This is a genomic window from Gilliamella sp. B3023 (assembly GCF_026536845.1).
In the GTDB taxonomy this organism is placed as follows: domain Bacteria; phylum Pseudomonadota; class Gammaproteobacteria; order Enterobacterales; family Orbaceae; genus Gilliamella; species Gilliamella apicola_E.
This window is the reverse complement of sequence record NZ_JAFNNH010000002.1, coordinates 137311-160711: the sequence shown is the minus strand read 5'-3', so window position 1 is coordinate 160711 and position 23401 is coordinate 137311. Positions and strand designations below refer to the sequence as shown.

The window sequence follows — 23401 nt, the reverse complement described above, 5'->3', positions numbered from 1 at the left end:
CTTTACTTGCCACGTTGAAACATTTTTAGCATTCTTTGTGTAACAAAAAATCCACCAAAAATATTGATACTAGCAATTAAAATAGCAACAAAGGCAATTGCCGTAGTTAAGCCATTATCATCACCGACTTGCAGTATTGCACCTACTAATATGATACCAGAGATAGCATTAGTAACTGACATTAATGGTGTATGTAATGAATGAGTTACATTCCATACTACGTAATACCCTACTACACAAGACAAAGCAAATACAGTGAAGTGTCCTAAAAAGGTTTCAGGAACCACATTAGCTAACCAGAAATAAGCAATAATCAATAAAGCTAAAATGCCAAATTTTTTTGCAGGTTGCATTGGTGTTGGTTCTGGTTTGGCTATAGGTTCAACCGCTTTTTTCTGTGGTTGTGCAGAAACTTGAATTGGTGGAGCTGGCCATGTTATTTCTTTATCTTTAACGACAGTTACGCCACGAATCACAACATCGTCAAAATTAATGTCGATGTTACCATCTTTTTCTTTGGCGAGTAATTTTAATAAGTTAACAATGTTAGTTCCATAAAGTTGTGATGCTTGTGCCGGCATTCGGTTAGCTAAATCTGTGTAACCAACTATTTTAACATTATTATCTGTTTCGAATACTTCACCCGGTTTGGTTAATTCGCAGTTGCCACCAGTTAAGGCTGCTAAATCAACAATAACACTACCTGGTTTCATTGACTCAACCATCTCTTTAGAGATAAGTTTTGGCGCAGGTTTACCTGGAATTAATGCTGTAGTGATAATAATATCAACATCTTTTGCTTGTTCAGCAAATAAAGCCATTTCAGCTTCAATAAAGGCTGCAGACATTTGTTTTGCGTAGCCATCTCCAGAACCAGCTTCCTCTTCGAAATCTAATTCTAAAAAGTCAGCACCCATACTATTGATTTGTTCAGCAACTTCTGGACGTGTATCAAATGCACGAACAATAGCACCTAAACTAACTGCTGCACCAATTGCTGCAAGACCAGCAACACCAGCACCGATTACCAATACTTTTGCTGGTGGTACTTTACCTGCAGCAGTGACTTGACCGGTAAAAAATCGACCAAATTGGTTCGCAGCTTCAATAACAGAGCGATAACCTGCAATGTTAGACATAGAACTTAATGCATCTAGTGATTGAGCTCGTGAAATACGAGGCACACAATCCATTGCCATTACAGTAATATTTTTAGTGGCAAGTTTTTCTAAAAGCTCTTTATGTTGAGCTGGATAAATATAACTAATGAGTGTTAATCCCTCTTTCATCAGAGCGATTTCATCATCAGTTGGCGCGTGAAATTTTAAAATAAGATCATTTTGCCAAATATCCTTTGTGTTTTGAATAGTGGCCCCAGCATCAATAAAAGCTTGGTCTTCAAAATGAGCAGCGTGTCCAGCACCTTGTTCTACTGAAACTGTAAATCCAAGTTTTAATAGTTGTCCAACAGTTTGAGGTGTTGCTGCAACCCTAGCTTCATTGGCTAACCGTTCTTTTGGTATACCGATATGCATTACGTTACATCCTTATGTTAAAAAAGATTATTCATGTCTCCCGATTTTAGCACAAATTAGCGACAGTGCGAGTAGGTAATTTATTTTTTATTATCGAAATCTTAATATTAAATTTAATAATAAGTGGATTTTAAATCTGAGAATTGAAATTAGAATATTTCTCTTGTAATCAGTGTGAATAGTTTGTTTTAAAAGTGAACTATCTTAATCGCCATTAAGAACACCTCTGTTTGCCAAAAAAAATTGTTTTTTCTACCTATGGTTAAATATTAATTAGATATTTCAATTGGTGAGTGAGTTATCAGACTAAGTTTTGCAATTATCTGATAATTCAACAAGGTTAATTTGAACTTTAATTAATATTTCATAGTCAGCTGAAAACATCAACGACAGCACGATCTCTGATAATAACCTTTTATTGGTTTTATACGTGAGAAAATAAAATTATTGATATTTAATTATATATCAAATAGATACAAATAAAGAATCATCTCATTTGAGTATAGTTACTAATGATATTCAAATGCCGATCAATTAAAACATTTAATGAGGTAAATATATGGCAGATCTAAGCCAGAAAAAAAATAATATCTTGGCTTTAATGGTTGCTTTGCTTGCTGCATGTGTTGCTTTCCAACTCAATGCAAGTATGTTAAGCCCAGTGTTAGTTACTATAGCGAAAGAATTAGGAACTAATGATGCAGCTGTCGGACTATCTCAAACTTCTTTTTTTACAGCAGCTGCACTATTTTCACTATTCTTGCCCCGATTAAGTGATATAAAAGGGCGAAAAAAAGTATTAACAGCCATGTTGATTATAATGACTTTAGGTACAGTCATTGCTGCCATTGCGCCGAATATTGAAGTTTTGTATGTTGCTCGCATTATTCAAGGTGTATCAGGGCCAGTGGTTCCATTATGTTTGTTAATGTTAAGTTTTGAAGTAAAAGACGTTAAGCAATATGGTATGTTAATGGGTATCATAACAGCAGTAAATGGTGGTATTGCTGGTGTTGATGCTATTGCGGGAGGTTTACTTGCTACGCATTTTGGTTTCCGGTCTGTATTTTGGATTATAGCTATTGTTGCAGCAATTTCGACTTTTTTTGTTCATCGTTTTGCGTCAGAATCTCAGCCCTCTAAAGGTACCAAGATGGATTGGTTAGGCGTTTTGTTAATTGTTTTAACAATAGCTGCGTTATTACTTGCACTTAATGAAGCCGGTAAACTTGACAATGCTAATTGGCTGATTGTTAGTGGTTTAAGTTTATTGGCTTTTTTATGTTTTATTTTATTTTGGAATGTAGAAAAAAGAAGTAAGCAACCTTTAGTCACAATCAATCATTTGAAAAAACGTGCCACCTGGGCGTTGTTATTAACAACCACATTAACCATGACTGGGATTTTTGCCATCGTTAATGGTTTAGTGATGTCAATTGCCCAAAATCATGAAATAGGTTTTGGGTTAGACGCAGATTGGGCATCATTAATTTTTCTCACGCCTTATGCTTTAATTGGTTGGTTTGTTGGGCCATTTTCAGGAAGATTGGCACCAATAATGGGCTATAATAAAGTGCTCAAATTAGGTTTAGTGGGTTGTATTATTGGTATTTTGGTTATTATGTTTTATGGCATTCATTCTTTACCTATTTTATCGGTTGGCGTGATTGTTTTAGGTATTTTTTATGCTGGAATGGCTAATATCATTTTAAATGGATTAGGTATCGTCTTATCTCCTACTGATAATCCAGGATTTTTACCTGGTATGAATGCAGGGGCATTTAATTTAGGTGCTGGTTTGAGTTTTGCTTTATTGCCAGCAATTCAGATGATAAATGGAAACACAATTGATGGTTACTTTAATGGTATGTTGTTAGGTTTAATCATTACGGTGTTAGCTCTATTTTGTAGTTTTCTTATACCTCGTCCGATTAGTGCTGAAGTTTAAAAAGATAATTATAAAAAACGGGATAATGATCCCGTTTTTTATATATAAATTAATCTTCTTCAGGAATTAATGTAAAAACTAATGTAGTAAAAAATTTGTCTTGGGTAGCTAATTGACTATCTTTAAGCGGGAAACCAATTTCAACACCTATAACGTTTAAACCTTGATTTGGTACAATAATAGTAGCCTGGCCTTTATCATCAGTTTTCACTGTTTTGTCTAAATTATTTACAACATCGATGATGACAGGTGTATTGGTTAGTGGTTTACCATCTTTGAAAACGGTTATCGGTAAATTGTCGCCTCGTTTTAATTTTGTTGGGTCAATAGAAGGAACAATTTGTAGTGGAATATCTTCTATTATTTTGGGTTTGTTAACGGATGATAAATAGTTGACACTATATTTTATGGCATGAGTGCCCTTATCTGCACCTTTAACTTGATTCATCGGCAAATTAACGTATTTACCATCCGAATTTTTGGTCCAATAACCATAATCAAAATCAACAGTTACTACAGCTGTATCTTTTGCAGGTTCGATGGTCACAAAGTTATTATGTGCTGTTTTTGAAACGGATAGTACCGACCAATCACTATTATAAGCTTTAACTTTTTTTACCATTTCAGGTTGATAGCCATTATCTAAAGGTCCTTCACCTAAAATAATCTGCTTTTGATCGACTCGATCAGTAATCCATATACCATGAGCTGTCACGGATTGTGAAATTAAACCCATTAAAGTCCCCAATAAAACTGATAATAATACTTTACGCATAGATACCTCAATATTTTAAATGAAAACGATAATTATTATCATTTTTATATTTATATAAGTCAATTTAAATATAAAGTTAATTGGCTAATAAATTGGTCTTTTTTGTCTTGGTAACAAGTTTATTTAAGAAAATTAAATATTGGTTATCACATCTAATAATAAATCCTAAACTTAGCTATTTTTAACTACTACAATTTGTTATATAATCGATAAAATTTTGTCCATAACACAATATATTGTGTTTCTCATATTATTTTAAGATGTCGCGTGCATCTTTAATTAAGGAATCACTATGATGGATTTTTCCCAATCAGTGCCAGAACTGGTCTCTTGGGCAAAAAAGAATGATTTTTCGATTGCTCTACCTGTTGAGCGATTAGCCTTTTTATTAGCAATTGCTGTATTAAACAGTGAGCGCTTTGATGGCGAAATGACTGAATCTGAATTAATTGACGGATTCAGACATGTCTCTCAGATCTTTGAGCAAAGTGAAGATACTATTACTGTTCGAGCTAACAATGCCATTAATGATCTAGTGCGCCAACGTTTAATTACTCGCTTTGCTAGCGAAATGACCGATGGTTATTCTATTTATCGTTTGACTCCACTAGGAATCGGCATTTCTGATTACTATATACGCCAACGAGAATTTTCGACTTTACGCTTATCTATTCAGCTTTCTATTGTTGCACAAGAATTAAAGCGTGCAGCAGATGCGGCTCTTGAAGGTGGCGATGATTTACATTGGCATCGAAATGTTTTTGCTCCATTGAAATATTCTGTTGCAGAAATTTTTGACAGTATTGATATCACTCAGAGAGTAATGGATGAACAACAAGCTGAAGTTAAACAAAATATTTCAGCATTGTTAAGTCAAGATTGGCAAGCAGCCATCAGTAGTTGTGAAGGTTTACTTACCGAAACATCACAAACATTGCGTGAGTTGCAAGATACGTTGGCAGCAGCAGGTGATAAGCTACAAGCCAGTTTGCTTCTGATACAAGATGCCACATTAGATAATCCAGATCTTGATAAAATTAACAATGTTGTTATGGATCTGCAAGGAAAACTAGACCGAATTATTGGCTGGGGACAAAAAGCAATAGACCTATGGATTGGTTATGATAGACACGTTCATAAATTTATTCGTACAGCAATCGATTTAGATAAGAATCGAGTTTTTTCTCAGCGATTACGTAAATCGATTCAAAGCTATTTTGATTTACCATGGTCACTCACTTTTGCTAATGCTGAGCGTTTACTTGATATGCGTGATGAAGAGTTAGCACTGCATGAAGCAGAAGTGACGGGTGAATTACCATCCGAGCTTGAGTTTGAAATGATTGAAGAAATTCAAGAACATATTATTTCGCATATAGAACAAAATTTATTGATCTTTAAACAAGAAAATAAACCACTTGATATGAGTAATGCAATTCATAGCTATTTAGCACAGTTCCCACGTGAACAACATTTTGATATTGCAAGACTGTTTATTGATCAGGCTATTCGATTAGGTGTTGCCGAAGGCGATTTACTCGGTATCCCAGCCGAATGGAAACCTATTAACGATTATGGAGCTAAGGTACAAGCACATGTCATCAACAGATATTAATGATTTAGAAATAGAACAAACTTCCCATCATCTTGATGAGGTTATGGGGCGTATTGCAGCAAGCTCTCAAGCGTCGATAGATAAGTTTATGCCGGTAAAATTAGCTCAAGCTATTGCCAATCCAATATTTCCGGAACTTGACAGTCTATTAAGGTCAGGTCGTCATATTGGTATCGATGAGCTTGATAATCATGCTTTTTTAATGGATTTCCAACTTGAGCTTGAACAGTTTTATCAGCGTTATAATGTTGAGCTTATTCGCGCACCGGAAGGATTTTTCTATCTTCGTCCTCGTTCAACTACTCTGATTCCACGTTCAGTATTATCTGAACTTGATATGTTAGTCGGTAAAGTGCTTTGTTATCTCTATTTAAGTCCAGAGCGATTAGCACATGAAGGCATTTTTACCTTACAAGAACTTTTTGATGAGCTTGTTTCATTAGCGGATGAAAGTAAATTATTGAAACTAGTCAATCAGCGTTCTACAGGCTCGGATTTAGATCGCCAAAAATTATTTGATAAAGTAAAAACTGCATTAAATCGATTACGTCGACTTGGTATGATCTTCTTTATTGTAGGTAATGATAGTAGCCGTTTTCGTATTAATGAATCTATATTCCGATTCGGAGCTGATGTGCGTAGCAGTGATGATGCTCAAGAAGCACAATTACGCCTGATTCGCGATGGTGAAGCGATTAAAATTGAATCATCACTTATATTAGATGATGATAATAGTGATGATGAAGATGTTAATGAGGAGATTGAATAATGATAATGGGACACGGTAAATTTCACTCATTAACCTTAATTAATTGGAACGGTTTTTTTGCTCGAACGTTTGAGCTTGATCAGCTTGTCACCACACTTTCTGGTGGTAATGGTGCTGGTAAATCAACCACTATGGCAGCATTTGTCACTGCATTAATCCCAGATTTAACCTTATTACATTTTAGAAATACAACTGAAGCTGGAGCAACTTCGGGTTCTAGAGATAAAGGTTTACATGGTAAATTAAAGCCAGGCGTGTGTTACTCGATGCTGGATGTAATTAATTCTCGTAATCAACGGATTATCTGTGGTGTGCGTTTGCAGCAGGTTGCTGGTCGTGATAAAAAAGTTGATATTAAACCTTTTTTAATACAAGGTTTGCCTGTCAATATTACTCCAACAGAATTAGTAACAGAGCGCTTAAATGAAAAACAGGCTAGAATTTTATCTTTACCAGAATTAAAAGATAAGATTGAATCAATGGAAGGGGTTATCTTTAAGCAATTTAATTCCATTACTGATTATCATTCAGTCATGTTTGATTTTGGTATTTTACCTAAAAGGTTACGTTCTTCATCTGATCGAAGTAAATATTATCGTTTAATTGAAGCTTCTCTTTATGGTGGGATTTCTAGTGCTATCACCCGATCATTACGTGATTATTTATTACCAGAAAATAGTGGTGTTAGAAAAGCATTCCAAGATATGGAAGCAGCACTTCGTGAAAATCGGATGACACTTGAAGCTATTCGAGTTACACAATCAGATCGTGATTTATTCAAACATCTCATTACTGAATCTACAAATTATGTGGCTGCTGATTATATGCGTCATGCTAATGAGCGTAGAGTTCATATCGAGTCCGTTTTAGGACTACGTCGAGATATGTTCAAAACGCAAGATCTGCTTATCAGTAATCAGTATCGACAAGTTGAGATGGCAAAAGAGCTTAAAGAATATCAAGATGCTCAAGGCGATTTAGAGACCGACCTTCAGGCAGCAAATGATCATCTTAATCTTGCACAAACTGCTTTGCGTCAACAAGAAAAAATTGACCGCTATCAAGCAGATTTAGATGATCTTAATATAAAACTTGAAGAGCAAAATGAAGTTGTATTTGAAGCAAATGAACAGTATCAAACTTACCGAGATCAAGTTGAACAGACAGAACAAGAAGTTGATGAGATTAAAACTCAATTGGCAGATTATCAACAAGCTTTGGATGTACAACAAACTCGAGCTATTCAATATCAGCAAGCAATTCAAGCACTGAAAAATGCCCAACAACTATGCCAATTGCCTAAATTAGGTATAAGCAATGTTGAAAATCACTATGAAGTTTTTCAAGAAAAACAAAAAGAAGTTACTGAAAAATTATTAGAATTGGAACAGAGAGTTAGTGTATCTGATGCTGCAATAAGTCAATTTGATAGAGCGTATCAACTAGTTGTTAAATTGGTTGGCGATGTAGTACGAAGTGAAGCATGGAGTGCTGCTAGAGAAGCATTAAAACAATGGCCTTCACAATGTTATCAAGCTGAGCAAGCAGAACATTTACAGCTACAATTAGATGAATTAGAACAACGCTTTTTTGAACAAAAAGAAGCTGAATCATTACTAACTCAATTCTGTAAGCGTTTTGGTCGTCAAATTAATTATGATGAACTTGATGAATTAAAACAAGAACTTGAAGTTCAATTGGATCAAAATGCCGAGCTTGCTAACGAATCAAGTGAAAAACGAATTGAATTTAGGCAAGAATTTGAGCAAATACAAACAAAAATAAGTGACTATCGTCAAAAAGCCCCATTATGGTTAAAAGCTCAAGATGCACTTATAGCATTGCAAGAACAAACACAACAAACTTTTACTAATAGTCAATCAGTTACTCAGCATATGCAACAACTGCTTGAACAGGAACGTGCTTTTGTTACTCAGCGTGATCAAATAAACTTCAAACGAAATCAACTTGATACGCAAATAGAACAACTTAATCAACCAAGTGGTGTTGATGACGGACGTTTATCTGTTTTAGCTGAACGATTCAATGGTGTTTTACTTTCTGAAATTTATGAAGATGTAACAATTGATGATGCACCTTATTTTTCAGCATTGTATGGTCCGTCAAGGCAAGCCATTGTGGTACCGGATTTATCATTAGTCAAAGCACAACTCGAAAGCCTTACTAGCAGTGAAGAAGATTATCCTGAAGATATCTATTTTATCGAAGGTGATCCATCATCATTTGATGATAGCGTATTTGATTGTGAAGAGATGAATAAATCGGTTCTTGTTAAAACAGGTGATCGTCAATGGCGTTTCTCAAGTTTTCCTAAAGTTCCTTTGTTTGGTCGAGCTGCACGTGAAATACATCTTGAGAAATTATCAGCTGAACGTGATGAGCTACATGAACTTTATGCAACAATTTCGTTTGACCTCCAAAAATTGCAACGTATTGAGCAAAATGTTGGGCAGTTTATTGGTGAATATTTATCTGTAGCTTTTGATATCGATCCAGAAGCCGAAGTACAAAAACTAACAACACGACGCAATGAAATTGAACGCCAATTATTAGCACAAGAAAGCATTGATAAACAAAACCAACAGCAAGTGGCAATTTGTAAAGAGCAGCTAGCTACAGTTAATCGATTAGTTGCTCAGATGCATTTATTGGCTGATGATGATTTAGCCGATCGAGTTGATGATTTACGTGAACAAGTGGCTGAAGCGCAAGAAGCTGCGCAATATGTGAGTCGTCATCGTCATACTGTTTCGGAATTAGAACCAATTATTGCTGTGTTACAAAGTGATCCTGAACAGAATGAATCACTACGTGAGCAATATAATACTATCAAAGCTCAGCAACAAACTATTCGTCAACAAGTTTTTGCCTTAACCGAAGTCATGCAACGCCGTGCGCATTTTAGCTATGAAGATTCGGCTGGAATGCTAAATGAAAATAGTGATTTGAATGAAAAACTACGTTCTCGACTTGAGGTGGTTGAAGCACAGCGTACTGAAGCACGTAGCCAGATGCAACAGTATCAAGATAAATACAATCAATATAATCAAACTCTTGCTTCTTTGAAAAGTGCATTTGAAACTAAACGTGACATGCTCAATGAGTTGCATAAAGAGGTTGAACAAATAGGTGTTAAAGCAGATGCAGCAACCGAAGAACGAGCACGTATTCGTCGTGATGAAATTCATCAAAAACTTAACAGTAATCGCCAACAATGCACATCGCTTGAAAAACAACTTATTATGTGCGAAAGCGAAATGACACAAATGCAAAAACGTTTAGCACAAACACTACGTGATTATAAACAATTACGTGAACAAGTTGTGGAAGCGAAAGCAGGGTGGTGTTTAGTTTTACGATTAGTTAAAGAAAATAGCGTTGAACGAAGGTTACATCGTCGAGAATTAGCTTATCTAAGTGCTGATGAATTGCGCTCTATGTCAGATAAGGCACTCGGTTCATTGCGTCTAGCAGTAAATGATAATGAACATTTACGTGATGTATTAAGATTATCCGAAGATCCAAAACGACCAGAACGTAAAATACAATTTTATATTGCGGTTTATAAACATCTTCGTGAACGAATTCGTCAAGATATTGTTAAAACGGATGACCCAATTGAAGCTATTGAGCAAATGGAAATTGAGTTATCACGATTAACTGAAGAACTTACCTCACGTGAACAGCAATTGGCAATTAGCTCAAAAAGTGTGGCTAATATTATTCGTAAAACTATTCAACGAGAGCAAAACCGTATTCGTATGCTTAATCAAGGTCTGCAAGCGGTGGCATTTGGTCAGGTAAATGGTGTACGTCTTAATGTTAGTATCCGGGAAGCTCACTCTTCATTATTAGCAGCATTAGCTGATGATCAAAACGAGCATCAAGATCTGTTTAGTAATAATCGTATTACTTTCTCAGAAGCATTAGCTAAACTTTATCAACGCTTGAATCCTCATATTGATATGGGGCAGCGAACTGCGCAAAATATAGGTGAAGAATTGCTTGATTATCGAAACTATCTGGAAATGGATGTTGAAGTTAATCGTGGCGCTGATGGCTGGTTACGTGCTGAAAGTGGTGCATTATCAACAGGTGAAGCAATCGGTACAGGTATGTCGATCCTATTGATGGTGATTCAAAGTTGGGAAGAAGAATCTAAACGCTTGCGTAATAAAGACATATCACCTTGTCGTTTATTATTCCTAGATGAAGCAGCCCGACTTGATGCTAAATCAATTGCAACGCTCTTTGAACTTTGCGAAAGATTGGAAATGCAACTTATTATTGCAGCGCCAGAAAATATCAGTCCGGAAAAAGGCACAACGTATAAATTAGTACGTAAAGTCATTAATAACCAAGAACATGTTCATGTGGTTGGTTTAAAAGGCTTTGCATAATTTAATTTAACAAACTAATTCGCCGACTTTATGTCGGCGATATATGGTAGCGTTCAATCTAATCAAAAAGTATGATTGGTATTTGCCTCGTTTAAAATAACAAAATAGGCTACAAACTATTTATACTCTTTTTGATGTGCTTTACAGGATTTTAAAGAATCCTGCTGAATATTGAATTGGTGAATGGGTGGCGGCTCTTTTAAACCTCATGAATACTTCAGAACAATAACATATGCAGCATAATTAGCCAATGGTCAAATTTTTCACTAATGTATGTATCCTATCTATTAATAATAGTTGCTCAAAATTTGTTACTAATAAATATTAAAATATCTATAAGCAAATTAAAGTGTTATTCCTGATACTTATTTTATTCTATTACAAACTGATTCGATTTTAGATCTAAAATCAATAGTATCTGTGTGATTATTGAGTTTTTTTATGCGTTTCGTTATTATGATGTTAAATGAGTCGTTATCCTTGATTTCTAAAGATTGTTTCAGAGTGCAATTTGATTCATAACATATTTCATTTACTGTACTGTTAAAGCCGTTGACATCGATAGTTTGTTTTGTTCCATCATTTTTAATTTCGTAAAACTTATCATCTAATATTCTATATTTCATTGTAAAATCTTCAGGCTCAGTGGTATGTTTAAGCTCTTCTTCTGGGGATACATTTAGCCCTATACCATATATCGCAGTGCATTGCCAATCGCCCACAAGATATTCTTTGAGAACTTTATTATCACTCTCACCACAACCGAATAGAATTAGACTAACCATGCTTATAAGAATAAAATTTTTCATAACATTCCTTTGTTTTTGAATAATAATATGAGAATTATTCTTCAATATCAACTAGATGTTAAACTTTGCATTAATGAAATTTTCATTTTCTATCAAACCTTATCAATATGTAGACTTTCAATTTCAGTCAAAGGGTATTTCTAATTATTTTATTTATTACTATTTTTTTGACGGTTTTTCTGTCGTTATAAAATTTTTAGTTATACAAGATTTACATAAATAAACATATAATTAAAAAGTGGTTATAAATGTAACTTACTGATACTTGCAGAATAGTAAAACAGGCTTTGAGCCTTGTTTATTCAGGTTTTGATGTGGTTTAAAGAATTTTAAAGAATGTTACTGATTATTGAATTGGTGCCGTGGGCGGGACTTGAACCCGCATGCCCTTAGAGCACTACCCCCTCAAGATAGCGTGTCTACCAATTTCACCACCACGGCGCCGTTTTTATTCTGGAATATCTGAAGTCGGATTAATACTCTGTGGCTGTATAACTGGATCAGTAGTTGGAATTACTTGCCTATTACTGTTCGAGTCTTCTGTACTTTGCTGTGTAGTTGTATTATCGCCAACATTTTTGAAATCATCGCTGATATTAGTTGTTTTTGAGCTACCAATATTAGACAAAATAATACTTAATGCAAAGAATAATACACCTAATATTGTCGTTGTACGTGTAAGGAAGTTTCCACTACCTGATGAGCCAAATAGAGTCGCAGATGCACCCGCACCAAAAGATGAGCCCATGTCAGCACCTTTTCCGCGCTGTATTAACACTAAAACGATTATCGCAAGTGCGATAATTAAATAACCTATAATTAATAGTTCGTACATTTCAACCTGTCAATTTTATGTTATAGAACAGAATTTATTGATGCGAAATATTAGCGAAAGAGTGAGCAACAAGCAAGTATATTTTGTTATTTTCTGTATTTATCATAATCAATTGTACGTTTTTAGGGAAAAATAAGTATAATGTCGCCATTTTTAGTCTCGCAAATTCTGTTGTATGAAATTTATAGTTAAACTTTTTCCTGAAATCACGATCAAAAGTGAATCTGTTCGTTTACGTTTTATTAAAATATTAACGAGCAACATCCGTAATATTTTAAAACATTCAATTGATGATGTTGCAGTTATTCGTCATTGGGATTTTATTGAAGTTCGCCCTAAAGTTGTAAATAGTGAAAGTCAAATCTTAGAACTATTAACTCGAATTCCTGGTATTCACCATATATTAGTAGTTGAGGAGCTTAGTTTTGTCGATCTGCATGATATATATGAAAAAGCGTTTAATCATTTTGCCCCTTTAATTGAGAATAAAACATTTTGTGTCAGAGTAAAACGTCGTGGTAAGCATGAGTTTACTTCAATTGATGTAGAGCGTTATGTTGGTGGTGGGCTAAATCAACATGTTTCGACAGCTAAAGTAAAATTAACCCGTCCGGATGTAACAGTTAATCTTGAGATAGATAAAGATAAGCTATTATTAGTTAAAGAGCGCCATGCAGGAATTGGTGGTTTTCCTACAGGAACTCAAGAAGATGTTATTTCTCTTATTTCTGGCGGATTTGATTCTGGTGTGTCGAGCTATATGTTTATTAGACGAGGTTGCCGAGTCCACTATTGCTTCTTTAATTTAGGTGGAAAAACTCATGAAATTGGCGTTAAACAAATGGCTCATTATTTGTGGAAGAGATTTGGTTCTTCTCATAAAGTTCGTTTTATCGCCATTGATTTTTCGAATGTAGTAGGTGAGATTCTTGAGAAAATTGACGATGGGCAAATGGGCGTTATTTTAAAACGGATGATGATTCGTGCTGCTTCAATGGTTGCTCGACGTTATAATGTTGAAGCGTTGATTACTGGCGAGGCATTGGGGCAAGTATCAAGCCAAACTTTAACTAATTTACGTTTGATCGATAATGTGAGTGATACTTTAGTTTTACGTCCACTAATAACGTATGATAAAGAAACTATAATTAACCTTGCTCGTCAAATCGGTACTGAAGATATCGCTAAGACAATGCCAGAATTTTGTGGTGTGATATCAAAAAATCCTACTGTAAAAGCGGTTAAAGAGAAAATAGAAGAGGAAGAACAACATTTTGATTTCTCTATATTAGATAAAGCAGTTGAAGAAGCCGAAAATATTGATATTCGTGAAATTGCTAAACAGACTGACAACACAATTACACAAGTCGATATGGTTTCAACATTAGAAGAGAATCAAATTATAATTGATATTCGTTCACCTGAGGAACAAGAGGATAACCCATTAGAAATTGAAAATGTCGATGTTAAGCTCATCCCTTTTTATAAATTGGCGACGCAATTTGGCGATCTAGATCAATCAAAACAATATTTATTGTATTGTGCTAAAGGTATTATGAGTAAATTACAAGCACTTTATCTTATTGAACAAGGATTTAGTAATATAAAAGTGTTTAAACTATAAATCTTAACAATTATTTACGACATTCTTTCATTTTATCTATATAATATTTTTAAAAATATAAAATAAATTTACAATAATCAAAAACCAATATAAAAGTTATAAATTTCTTAATTAATGAGGGTAGTAATGAACAAATTGCTCGTAGTTGATGATGATCCAGAAATTGCCTCAATGTTATGTGAATTATTAGAATTAGAAGGATTTGAAGTCGTAATAGCTAATAATGGTGTTCAGGCTTTAGATAAATTTGATAGTAGCATTGACCTAATATTACTTGATATTATGATGCCAGAAATGAATGGGCTAAGTGTATTATCTCAACTGAGAAATAAATATACCGTTCCAGTAATTTTCTTAACAGCTAAAGATAACGAATTTGATAAAATTATTGGGCTTGAGCTTGGTGCTGATGATTATATCTTAAAGCCGTTTAATGATCGGGAGCTTATTGCTCGAATCAACGCATTATTACGTAGGAAACGTTGGGATAATATGGTTGTAACTTCTGGTGAGAAGTCAGTTCAATATACCATTGATAAACTTACCGTTAATCGAAAACAGCAATCTGTTTCATTTGATGATAAATATATTGAATTAACGGGTACTGAATTCCAAATATTATTGCAACTTCTTGAAAATGCTGGAAAAATCATTTCAAGAGATGATCTAAGCGAAAACGTATTAGGTAAAGAATTTTTACCTTTAGCTCGTTCAATTGATGTTCATGTTTCTAATTTGCGTAAAAAACTTCCTCCTCGTAGCGATGGTTTACCATGGATTAAAACATTACGTTCAAAAGGATATCTGTTTGTTGTAGATCAAAATGATGATGTATTACAAAACTAGCTATTTCTTTATATGGTAAGAATATATGTGGTTCTTTGATCGCCTAACAATTAGAATTTTCACAATATTCTTACTTACTATTGCTTTCTTTCTTATTCTGGTAATGGCCTTGCCAAAGCTAGACTCCCGAAATTTAACCTATTTAGCCAATAAAGATAAAGAAAGTGGCAATCTACTGGCTAAAGAAATCGAAAAAGATTTAACCAAGATACCTAAAGATAGTTTCCGTTGGTGGATGAGATTCATTGTTGTAATGGATAATCATCAAAAGGCTGGGCAACTATTATTTATTGTTACACCCAATCAACAAATTATCACAGCAGATACTAATAATATTGATTTAGTAAAAAGTTTTAGTGAAAAATCCCACGATGTTGATGATCCAGCTAAGAAAATCTATGATAACCAAGAAATTATTGGTCCTTTCTTGCTTCATTATGCTAATGAAGACTATCAATTATTTTTATTACAACCTGCATCGGATATTCAGTCTCAATTTGTTAATTTAATATTTGATCATCCTTTCTTGCTTTTGACATTAACCATGTTGGCAAGTACACCATTCTTGTTGTGGCTATCTTGGAGTATTGCTAGGCCAGCACGTGGATTGCGGTTGGCTGCTGAGCAAGTAGCCAAAGGTAATCTACAACAGTGGCCTGAACTCGAAAAAGTTGGATCGTATGAATATAAAGCAGTGGGGGCAAGTTTTAACCGCATGCTTAGAGAGTTGAAAAGGATGCAAGAGTTACAGCAACAATTGTTTTCTGATATTTCTCACGAATTGCGGACACCATTAACTCGATTGCAATTAGCAACTTCACTGCTACGTCGTAAACAAGGTGAAAGTAACGAAGTTTTACGAATAAGTGATGAAGCGATAAAGCTTGATTCAATGATTGGTGATTTATTGTCATTAGCAAGGAATCAGCATGATAATAACGAAGTTCGTGAATATAAACAGTTAGATGAATTATTTAAAAATGTTTTAGATAATGCGACTTTTGAAGCTAATCAAATTTCAAAACAATTTTCAATTCTTACTCCCCCAACTAATAATACAATTTTGTGTTATCCAACGGCGTTATGTAGCGCGCTTGAAAATGTAGTAAGGAATGCATTTCGTTATTCAAATCAGCGAATTGATGTTAATTTTGTTATTCAACAACAAACTGCAATTATCACTATTGATGATGATGGGCCAGGTGTTGCTGATAGTGAGTTAGAGCAAATATTCAGACCGTTTTATCGTACTAATGAAGCTCGTGATCGTGAGTCAGGTGGCACAGGTTTAGGTTTAGCCATTGTTTCTAACGCTATTACTCGAGATAATGGCACTGTTAAAGCAGAGAAAAGCCACTTAGGTGGACTTAGAATTGTGATAGTATTACCTCTTCAAAAATATTAACGGCTAAGAGAAATAATTGTGTCAGATGCATCTTTAAATATTGTTTTATTTGAACCTGAAATTCCTGCTAATACTGGTAATATCATTCGTTTGTGTGCTAACACTGGTTTTAATTTACATATTATTGAGCCAATGGGATTTTATTGGGATGATAAAAAATTGAGACGAGCAGGATTAGATTATCAAGAATTTGTTGATGTAAAACGTTATAAAAATATTGAGTGCTTTTTAGATGAGAACCAACTTGATTTAGCTTCTCAAGTTTATGCCTTAACGACAAAAGGTCAAAAACCACACAGTGAAGTAAATTATAAATCAGCTGACTTTTTGATGTTTGGCCCAGAAACGAGAGGTTTACCAGCAAAAATTCTTGATGCATTGCCGCAAGATAGAAAAATTCGGATTCCAATGGTTGCTAATAGCCGAAGTATGAATCTGTCTAATTCAGTTGCAGTAGTTGTTTATGAGTCATGGCGACAGCTTAATTATATCGGGGCTAAATAAATTTAAATTTTGATTTTTAATTACCAAATAAATGAAAAATTTTTGCAGATGTTTAACTCAAAAACCCCGTTCCTCAACTCAAAAATTTAACTTAAATTTTTTTACTTAAAAAAAAGAGGTCATATCGACCTCATTATTTAAATAATTATTTTGATGAATTACTATTTAACGCGAGAAACGTATTCACCTGAACGTGTATCAACTTTAAGTACTTCACCAATTTGCACAAATAAAGGAACACGTACAACTGCACCAGTTGATAATGTAGCTGGTTTACCACCAGTTCCCGCTGTATCACCTTTTAATCCTGGATCAGTTTCAATAACTTCTAATTCAACAAAGTTTGGTGGAGTAACAGCAATTGGTTGACCATTCCATAAGGTTAAAATACATTCCGCTTGATCGACTAACCATTTAGCATTGTCACCTACAGCTTTTGCATCAGCAGAAAGTTGTTCAAATGTATCATTATTCATAAAATGCCAAAACTCACCATCGGTATAAAGATAAGTTAAGTTCATATCAACGACATCAGCCGCTTCAACAGATTCTCCTGATTTAAATGTTTTATCAACAGTTTTACCAGAAAGTAATTTTTTAATTTTTACACGGTTAATTGCTTGTCCTTTACCTGGCTTGTAAAATTCATTTTCAACAATTACACACGGCTCGCCATCTTGCATTATTTTAAGACCAGCTTTAAACTCATTAGTACTATAAGATGCCATAAAAGCTCCAACTATCATTCTGAATTACAAAAATGAGCCATATTATACAGCAAAATGTTGAACAACCAAATAAAGATGAGTGGATTTTTGATCTCGCTAATGTAGTGACAGATATCAAAAAGCTTTATCATTGTCTGGATTTAGATTCTGAGGAAATTTCTTTACCCATGTTACAGGCAAGAAAGCAATTTCCACTTCGTGTGCCTATGGCTTTTATAAATCGAATGAAAAAAGGTGATCCTCAAGATCCTTTACTGCTTCAAGTACTTTGTGATGAACAGGAATTAATAAACGTACAGGGTTTTACTAAAGATCCTCTTGATGAGCAACATAACAATATTCCAGGATTACTACATAAATATCATAATCGCGCATTATTAATGACTAAAACTGCTTGTGCGATTAATTGCCGTTATTGTTTTAGGCGACATTTTCCTTATCATGATAATCAAAGTAACAAAAAGAATATTAGTATCGCATTAGAGTATATTGCACAGCATACCGAACTTGATGAAATTATTCTTTCGGGGGGCGATCCTTTAATGGCAAAAGATCATGAAATAGCTTTTTTAATAGCTGAATTAGAGAAATTTCGTCATATTAAGCGTTTACGTATTCATAGTCGTTTAGCGGTGGTGATACCTAATCGTATTACTTCTGAGCTGTGTCGATTATTTGCAAAAACACGTTTACAAGTTGTGTTAGTTACCCATATTAATCATCCGAATGAAATTGATAATAATGTAGCTCATGCCATCAAAGATTTAAAGAAAAGTGAGGTAACAGTACTAAATCAGAGTGTTTTATTAAAAAATATTAATGATGATGCTGATGTGCTAGCGAAGTTAAGTAATAAGTTATTTTCAATTGGTATTTTACCTTATTACATCCATTTATTAGATAAAGTACAAGGTGCGGCTCATTTTTTAGTCGATGATGATGAGGCCAAAAAAATCATGCGGCAATTGACAAAAAAACTATCAGGTTATTTAGTTCCAAAATTAGCGCGTGAAGTTGGTGGTGAAGCAAGTAAGCGAGTTTTAGCTATTAGTGATTAATGAAATTTGAAAAGGTCCTTACAATTTATGTTTCAAAATCCCGTTGACGAAAAATAAAATAGACTCTATAATTCGGACCTCTTTAATTAATGCTGTGGAGTTTATACTCTACAACTTGTTGATAAATTAGATTTGGATATAAATCGTCATGAAACGCACATTTCAACCATCAGTATTAAAACGCAATAGAACTCACGGTTTCCGTGCTCGTATGGCTACTAAAAACGGTCGTCAAGTTCTTGCTCGCCGTCGCGCTAAAGGCCGTGTTCGTTTAACTGTTGCTAGCTAATTTAAAGTTGAGTGACTAAACTCACTTTTCCTCGGGAGTTACGCTTGTTAACTCCCTTTGATTTTAATCATGTATTTCAAGAATCTATTCGTGCAGGTTCGCCTTTCCTGACTCTAGTTACACGTAAAAATAATCTAAGTCATCCCAGATTAGGCTTTGCTATAGCTAAAAAACAGGTTAAAAGAGCCCATGAGCGTAATCGTATTAAACGGTTAGTCAAAGAATATTTTCGTCACAACCAACATCAGTTTCCTAATATCGATTTTATTTTGATGGCTAAACAGCCTGTTATACAATTGAATAATCAACAATTAGTTGAGACATTAGATAAACTATGTCAGCAAATCATCAAAAAAAACTAAGTAAATTAATATTAATTGTCAAACAGCATGTTTATGCGGTTAAAGCTTTGATTATTAATGTTTTTGTTTTTGTTATTAGTTTATATCAACGTATCATTAGTCCGTTATTTGGTCCTAAATGTCGCTTTACTCCCAGCTGTTCACAGTATGCCATAATCGCATTAAGGCGATTCGGATTGATAAAAGGTGGTTGGCTAACGGTCAAACGTGTATTAAAATGTCACCCTTTACATGAAGGAGGTGAAGATTTTGTTCCTCCTAAGAAAACTAAAACCAATAGAGAAAAACACTAATGGGATCTCAACGTAATATATTAGTCATTGCTTTACTTTTCGTTTCTTTCCTGATTTGGAAAGCGTGGGTAGATGATCATGCACCAAAACCCCCAGTTGCTAACCAATTGACACAACAAATAGGTGAAGATAGTTCAACAGCGGATTCAGTGCAAGGTAAAACTATCACAATAAAATCTGATGTATTGTCATTAACGGTTAATACCTATGGTGGCGATGTGCAATCTGCTCAATTGTTGAAATATGAGCAGTCTCTTCATTCAGGTACACCTTTCCAACTACTTACTTCTAAACCTGATTTTATTTACATTGCTGAAAGTGGGTTAACAGGTAAAGATGGCCCAGACAATGCAACTCAAGGCTCAAAAAGACCATTATATCAAACTGATCAATCTGAATATGTTTTAGCTGATGGTCAAGATGAGTTGAAGGTTCCATTTACCTATCAAGTTAATGGTGTAACTTATACTAAATATTACATCTTACATCGTGGTAATTATGCTGTTGATGTACAGTATGACGTGAACAATCAAACCCAAAGTCCGTTAGAAGTATCAATGTATGGTCAGTTGAAGCAGACTATTGAACTCCCTAAAGATGCCGTTACTGAAGGCGGTGGCGGATTAGGACTAAGCGCATTTCGCGGTACAGCTTATTCCAGTGCCAACACTAATTATAGTAAATATAGTTTCAGTGATATCAAAGATGATGCGTTAGAAGTCAAAACTGAAACTGGCTGGATTGCTATGTTGCAACACTATTTTGCTTCAGCTTGGATTCCTACGCAGGAACAAAATAATTTATTCTATTCACGTGCAACAGCTAACAATTCACAAGCAACAATTGGTTTTAAAGGTGAAACAACAGTTATTCAACCAGGTGAAACGAAATTAATTAATGCCAAATTATGGTTAGGTCCTGAAATTCAAAGTGAATTAAAAGAAACAGCTAATCATCTTGATTTAATCGTTGACTATGGTTGGTTATGGTTCTTATCTCAACCACTCTTTTACTTATTGAAATTTATCCATAGTTTTATTGGAAACTGGGGCTTTTCGATCATTGTGATCACTTTTATTGTGCGTGGTATTTTATTCCCATTAACACGAGCACAATATCGTTCAATGGCTAAAATGAAGTTATTGCAACCTCGTTTACAAGCATTAAAAGAGCGTTATGGTGATGATAGACAAAAAATGAGTATGGAAACAATGGCACTTTATAAACAAGAGAAAGTTAATCCTCTTGGTGGTTGTTTACCATTATTGATTCAAATGCCTATCTTCTTGTCATTATTTTACATGTTAGGTAATACGGTTGAGCTACGTCATGCTCCATTCGCTCTTTGGATCCATGACTTATCTGCACAAGATCCATATTATGTTTTCCCATTGTTAATGGGTGCAACTATGTTCTTAATTCAGAAGATGTCACCAACACCGGTTACCGATCCTTTACAACAAAAATTAATGACTTATATGCCATTAATCTTTACGGTATTCTTCTTATGGTTCCCATCAGGTTTAGTTTTATACTATATTGTAAGTAATTTATTTACGATTGCTCAGCAACGTATAATTTACTGGGAGCTTGAGAAAAAAGGTCTACACGAAAAGAAAAAGAAATAGTATTGCCAAAAAGGAGGATTAAGATCCTCCTTTTTAATAGTTATTTTTTGGTATTGATGTGATGAATATACAACAACAATTTAATTTAATTGGTAACGAAAAAGGTTATTGGTTTGTTAGTCAAAATGGGCGATTATGGTTGCCAAATGGCGAAGTTCCTCATGGTATTGCTAGTGAATTAGGTTTTACCAACAAACTAGCTCAACCAATTGGTGAGTGGAATGGGCAAACCGCTTGGTTGATTTGCCAAGAAATGAAAAACTCTATGTCAACGATTCGCCCCTTACTTAATAATGCTGATCAATCATTATTTAATATGGCTGGCAGGGCGGTACAATTGTCTGAGTTTTATCGTTCTCATAAATATTGTGGTTATTGTGGTCATGAGATGCATATTAGTAAAACAGAGTGGTGTTGTTTATGCAGTAATTGTCACCAACGTTATTACCCACAAATTTCCCCTTCAATTATCGTTGCTATTCGAGATAAAAATAAAATTTTATTGGCAAAGCATGTTAGGCATAATCAAGAAAATTTATATACCGTTTTAGCTGGTTTTACAGAGATTGGTGAAACAATGGAAATGACGGTTGCCCGAGAAGTGTACGAAGAGTCAAAAATAAAAATTAAAAATATTCGTTATATTGGTTCACAACCTTGGCCGTTTCCTAACTCCATGATGATGGCCTATTTAGCTGATTATGAGAGTGGTGAAATTACTATCGATAAAAATGAGTTAGTCGAGGCAAATTGGTATCATTATTCTCAATTACCTAAAATACCCGAATATGGCACGATAGCAAGACGTTTGATTGAAGATACAATTATACTTTGTCGTGAATATGATGAGTTTGGTGAGTAAAATTCATCATATTCACTTAATTAACAATTTATAAATATTCAATGGTTCTGGTTAAATCAATTTTACTTGAACCTTCTCCTACTATTTCACAAACAGCTTTAGTCCAGTCGTTATTTTCGTTATAAGCGAAATAGGTACAAGTCTCAGTTGATTCTAACTCTTGTTCATTTTTATCATTGATGATTACATTACCTTTTGCTGATAATTTATATGTTCTAGTAATTGTTTTTTCGAGCTGATTATTAGTGTTATAAACTATATCTTTCTCTCTCACTAAAACGGGCAGTTTAGTTCGTTCATCTGATTTTATATAAGCATTATATAAAACTTGTTCAACCAGATCGCCGTTATAAATAATTTTACTATTAAAAACAATATTATTATCGGCAAAGTTGGATAAGGTTGTTTCAACTAAATGACCTTGTTCATCAAATTCATTAATGGCAACAATGTCACCATTATCATCTTTCATACCAATAATATTTTTTGAATCGTCAAAAGAAACATCGTAATTATTCCTAACATCTTTCATGCCATAAATATATTTGGCTGTATCATAGTTTATTTCGCCATATAAACCTTCAAGATCATAATTCTGTACATAACCTTGAGCATTATAATTGATCGTTTTTTCTGTCGGTCCTTGGATTTTTTGGTGTTTGATCAGTTTTTTATGAGGTAGAAGTTCTGGTTCGGTATGAAAAAGATAACTGTTACTTACCAATATTGATGATTGGGATTTAAATTCATTATTTATATTTTTGTTTACAGCATTATTCTCAGTTTGGGCCTCTTGATTTTTGCTTGTACTAGAGGCGGCATTTGTTTCTGCCTTTTTTTGATTATCACATCCCGTTAATAAAAAAATAGTCAAAAAGAATAGATAGATATAATTTTTCATAATATTAGTCTCTTAATGTTAGAGTTAGAGTTTTATTTATATCTAATAAAAAAGCTTAATCAACTTCAGTATTTTATTGCAATCTTAGTCTGTTTAGAGCATAAATTTGAATTTCATTTGTATTCGTTTCTTATAGATAAGCTTTACAAATATTAGCAAATTGGAGGTCAAAGATATAGTTTTCGTCAGAATTT

General features: G+C 34.1%; 20 protein-coding genes and 1 tRNA gene. 14 read left to right on the top strand and 7 right to left on the bottom strand.

What is annotated here, in order from left to right; all coding sequences use genetic code 11:
• Positions 1-2: 2 nt before the first annotated feature.
• Positions 3-1535, bottom strand: a complete 1533-nt coding sequence (gene pntA, locus J3U16_RS02125; protein ID WP_065734782.1) for a Re/Si-specific NAD(P)(+) transhydrogenase subunit alpha — start codon at positions 1533-1535, stop codon at positions 3-5.
• 559 nt (positions 1536-2094) lie between these two features.
• Between pntA and J3U16_RS02120 the strand changes: the two genes are divergently transcribed.
• Positions 2095-3483: an MFS transporter gene (locus tag J3U16_RS02120; RefSeq protein ID WP_065734783.1), complete on the top strand. Its 1389-nt coding sequence runs from the start codon at positions 2095-2097 to the stop codon at positions 3481-3483.
• 49 nt (positions 3484-3532) lie between these two features.
• Here J3U16_RS02120 and J3U16_RS02115 read toward each other — a convergent pair whose 3' ends face one another.
• Positions 3533-4258 carry a DUF4198 domain-containing protein gene (locus J3U16_RS02115; RefSeq protein ID WP_065734784.1) on the bottom strand — a complete coding sequence of 242 codons (726 nt, stop codon included), beginning with the start codon at positions 4256-4258 and terminating at the stop codon, positions 3533-3535.
• Positions 4259-4550: 292 nt separating this feature from the next.
• Here J3U16_RS02115 and mukF point away from each other — a divergent pair, with 292 nt between their 5' ends.
• From mukF to mukB, 3 genes are read left to right on the top strand one after another with little or no spacing between them, the layout of a single operon-like run.
• The gene (mukF, locus tag J3U16_RS02110) at positions 4551-5873 is read left to right on the top strand and encodes a chromosome partition protein MukF (RefSeq protein WP_065562362.1); all 1323 of its coding nucleotides are present in this window, start codon (positions 4551-4553) and stop codon (positions 5871-5873) included.
• A 43-nt stretch (positions 5874-5916) separates the two neighbouring features.
• The gene (gene mukE, locus J3U16_RS02105) at positions 5917-6642 is read left to right on the top strand and encodes a chromosome partition protein MukE (RefSeq protein WP_065562474.1); all 726 of its coding nucleotides are present in this window, start codon (positions 5917-5919) and stop codon (positions 6640-6642) included.
• A gap of 2 nt (positions 6643-6644) precedes the next feature.
• On the top strand, positions 6645-11063 hold the full coding sequence (gene mukB, locus J3U16_RS02100; RefSeq protein WP_416380740.1) for a chromosome partition protein MukB: 4419 nt from the start codon (positions 6645-6647) through the stop codon (positions 11061-11063).
• A gap of 365 nt (positions 11064-11428) precedes the next feature.
• On the opposite strand, the gene J3U16_RS02095 is transcribed toward mukB, so the two are convergent.
• The 3 genes from J3U16_RS02095 to secG all read right to left on the bottom strand — a co-directional run bounded on the left by J3U16_RS02095 (position 11429) and on the right by secG (position 12707).
• Complete coding sequence (locus J3U16_RS02095) at positions 11429-11872, bottom strand: hypothetical protein (protein ID WP_267330036.1); 444 nt, start codon at positions 11870-11872, stop codon at positions 11429-11431.
• 355 nt (positions 11873-12227) lie between these two features.
• A tRNA-Leu gene (locus J3U16_RS02090) sits at positions 12228-12313 on the bottom strand.
• A 7-nt stretch (positions 12314-12320) separates the two neighbouring features.
• Positions 12321-12707, bottom strand: a complete 387-nt coding sequence (secG, locus tag J3U16_RS12080; RefSeq protein WP_065734794.1) for a preprotein translocase subunit SecG — start codon at positions 12705-12707, stop codon at positions 12321-12323.
• Positions 12708-12882: 175 nt separating this feature from the next.
• On the opposite strand from secG, the gene thiI reads away from it, so the two are divergent.
• The 4 genes from thiI (at position 12883) to trmL (ending at position 17086) form a co-directional block, all read left to right on the top strand.
• On the top strand, positions 12883-14331 hold the full coding sequence (gene thiI / locus J3U16_RS02080; protein WP_065734795.1) for a tRNA uracil 4-sulfurtransferase ThiI: 1449 nt from the start codon (positions 12883-12885) through the stop codon (positions 14329-14331).
• A gap of 126 nt (positions 14332-14457) precedes the next feature.
• Entirely contained in the window at positions 14458-15177 is a 720-nt protein-coding gene (locus J3U16_RS02075) for a response regulator (protein ID WP_267330037.1), read from the top strand.
• Between the two features lie 25 nt (positions 15178-15202).
• Positions 15203-16582 carry an envelope stress sensor histidine kinase CpxA gene (gene cpxA / locus J3U16_RS02070; protein WP_267330038.1) on the top strand — a complete coding sequence of 460 codons (1380 nt, stop codon included), beginning with the start codon at positions 15203-15205 and terminating at the stop codon, positions 16580-16582.
• Between the two features lie 18 nt (positions 16583-16600).
• Entirely contained in the window at positions 16601-17086 is a 486-nt protein-coding gene (trmL, locus tag J3U16_RS02065) for a tRNA (uridine(34)/cytosine(34)/5-carboxymethylaminomethyluridine(34)-2'-O)-methyltransferase TrmL (RefSeq protein WP_141673912.1), read from the top strand.
• A 161-nt stretch (positions 17087-17247) separates the two neighbouring features.
• Here trmL and efp read toward each other — a convergent pair whose 3' ends face one another.
• Positions 17248-17814: an elongation factor P gene (efp, locus tag J3U16_RS02060; protein ID WP_034882790.1), complete on the bottom strand. Its 567-nt coding sequence runs from the start codon at positions 17812-17814 to the stop codon at positions 17248-17250.
• Positions 17815-17846: 32 nt separating this feature from the next.
• On the opposite strand from efp, the gene epmB reads away from it, so the two are divergent.
• The 6 genes from epmB (at position 17847) to nudC (ending at position 22306) form a co-directional block, all read left to right on the top strand.
• On the top strand, positions 17847-18872 hold the full coding sequence (gene epmB, locus J3U16_RS02055; RefSeq protein ID WP_065562354.1) for an EF-P beta-lysylation protein EpmB: 1026 nt from the start codon (positions 17847-17849) through the stop codon (positions 18870-18872).
• Between the two features lie 148 nt (positions 18873-19020).
• Positions 19021-19161, top strand: a complete 141-nt coding sequence (gene rpmH, locus J3U16_RS02050; protein WP_025314679.1) for a 50S ribosomal protein L34 — start codon at positions 19021-19023, stop codon at positions 19159-19161.
• An 11-nt stretch (positions 19162-19172) separates the two neighbouring features.
• Positions 19173-19523, top strand: a complete 351-nt coding sequence (gene rnpA, locus J3U16_RS02045) for a ribonuclease P protein component (RefSeq protein ID WP_065562353.1) — start codon at positions 19173-19175, stop codon at positions 19521-19523.
• On the top strand, positions 19496-19816 hold the full coding sequence (gene yidD / locus J3U16_RS02040; RefSeq protein ID WP_081299466.1) for a membrane protein insertion efficiency factor YidD: 321 nt from the start codon (positions 19496-19498) through the stop codon (positions 19814-19816). Before rnpA ends, yidD begins: the two co-directional genes overlap by 28 nt.
• Positions 19816-21444 carry a membrane protein insertase YidC gene (gene yidC, locus J3U16_RS02035; protein WP_220225138.1) on the top strand — a complete coding sequence of 543 codons (1629 nt, stop codon included), beginning with the start codon at positions 19816-19818 and terminating at the stop codon, positions 21442-21444. Before yidD ends, yidC begins: the two co-directional genes overlap by 1 nt.
• Positions 21445-21505: 61 nt before the next feature.
• Positions 21506-22306, top strand: coding sequence for an NAD(+) diphosphatase (nudC, locus tag J3U16_RS02030; protein WP_065562351.1), 801 nt, complete (start codon positions 21506-21508; stop codon positions 22304-22306).
• Between the two features lie 28 nt (positions 22307-22334).
• On the opposite strand, the gene J3U16_RS02025 is transcribed toward nudC, so the two are convergent.
• On the bottom strand, positions 22335-23207 hold the full coding sequence (locus J3U16_RS02025; protein WP_267330039.1) for a hypothetical protein: 873 nt from the start codon (positions 23205-23207) through the stop codon (positions 22335-22337).
• Positions 23208-23401 lie beyond the last annotated feature (194 nt).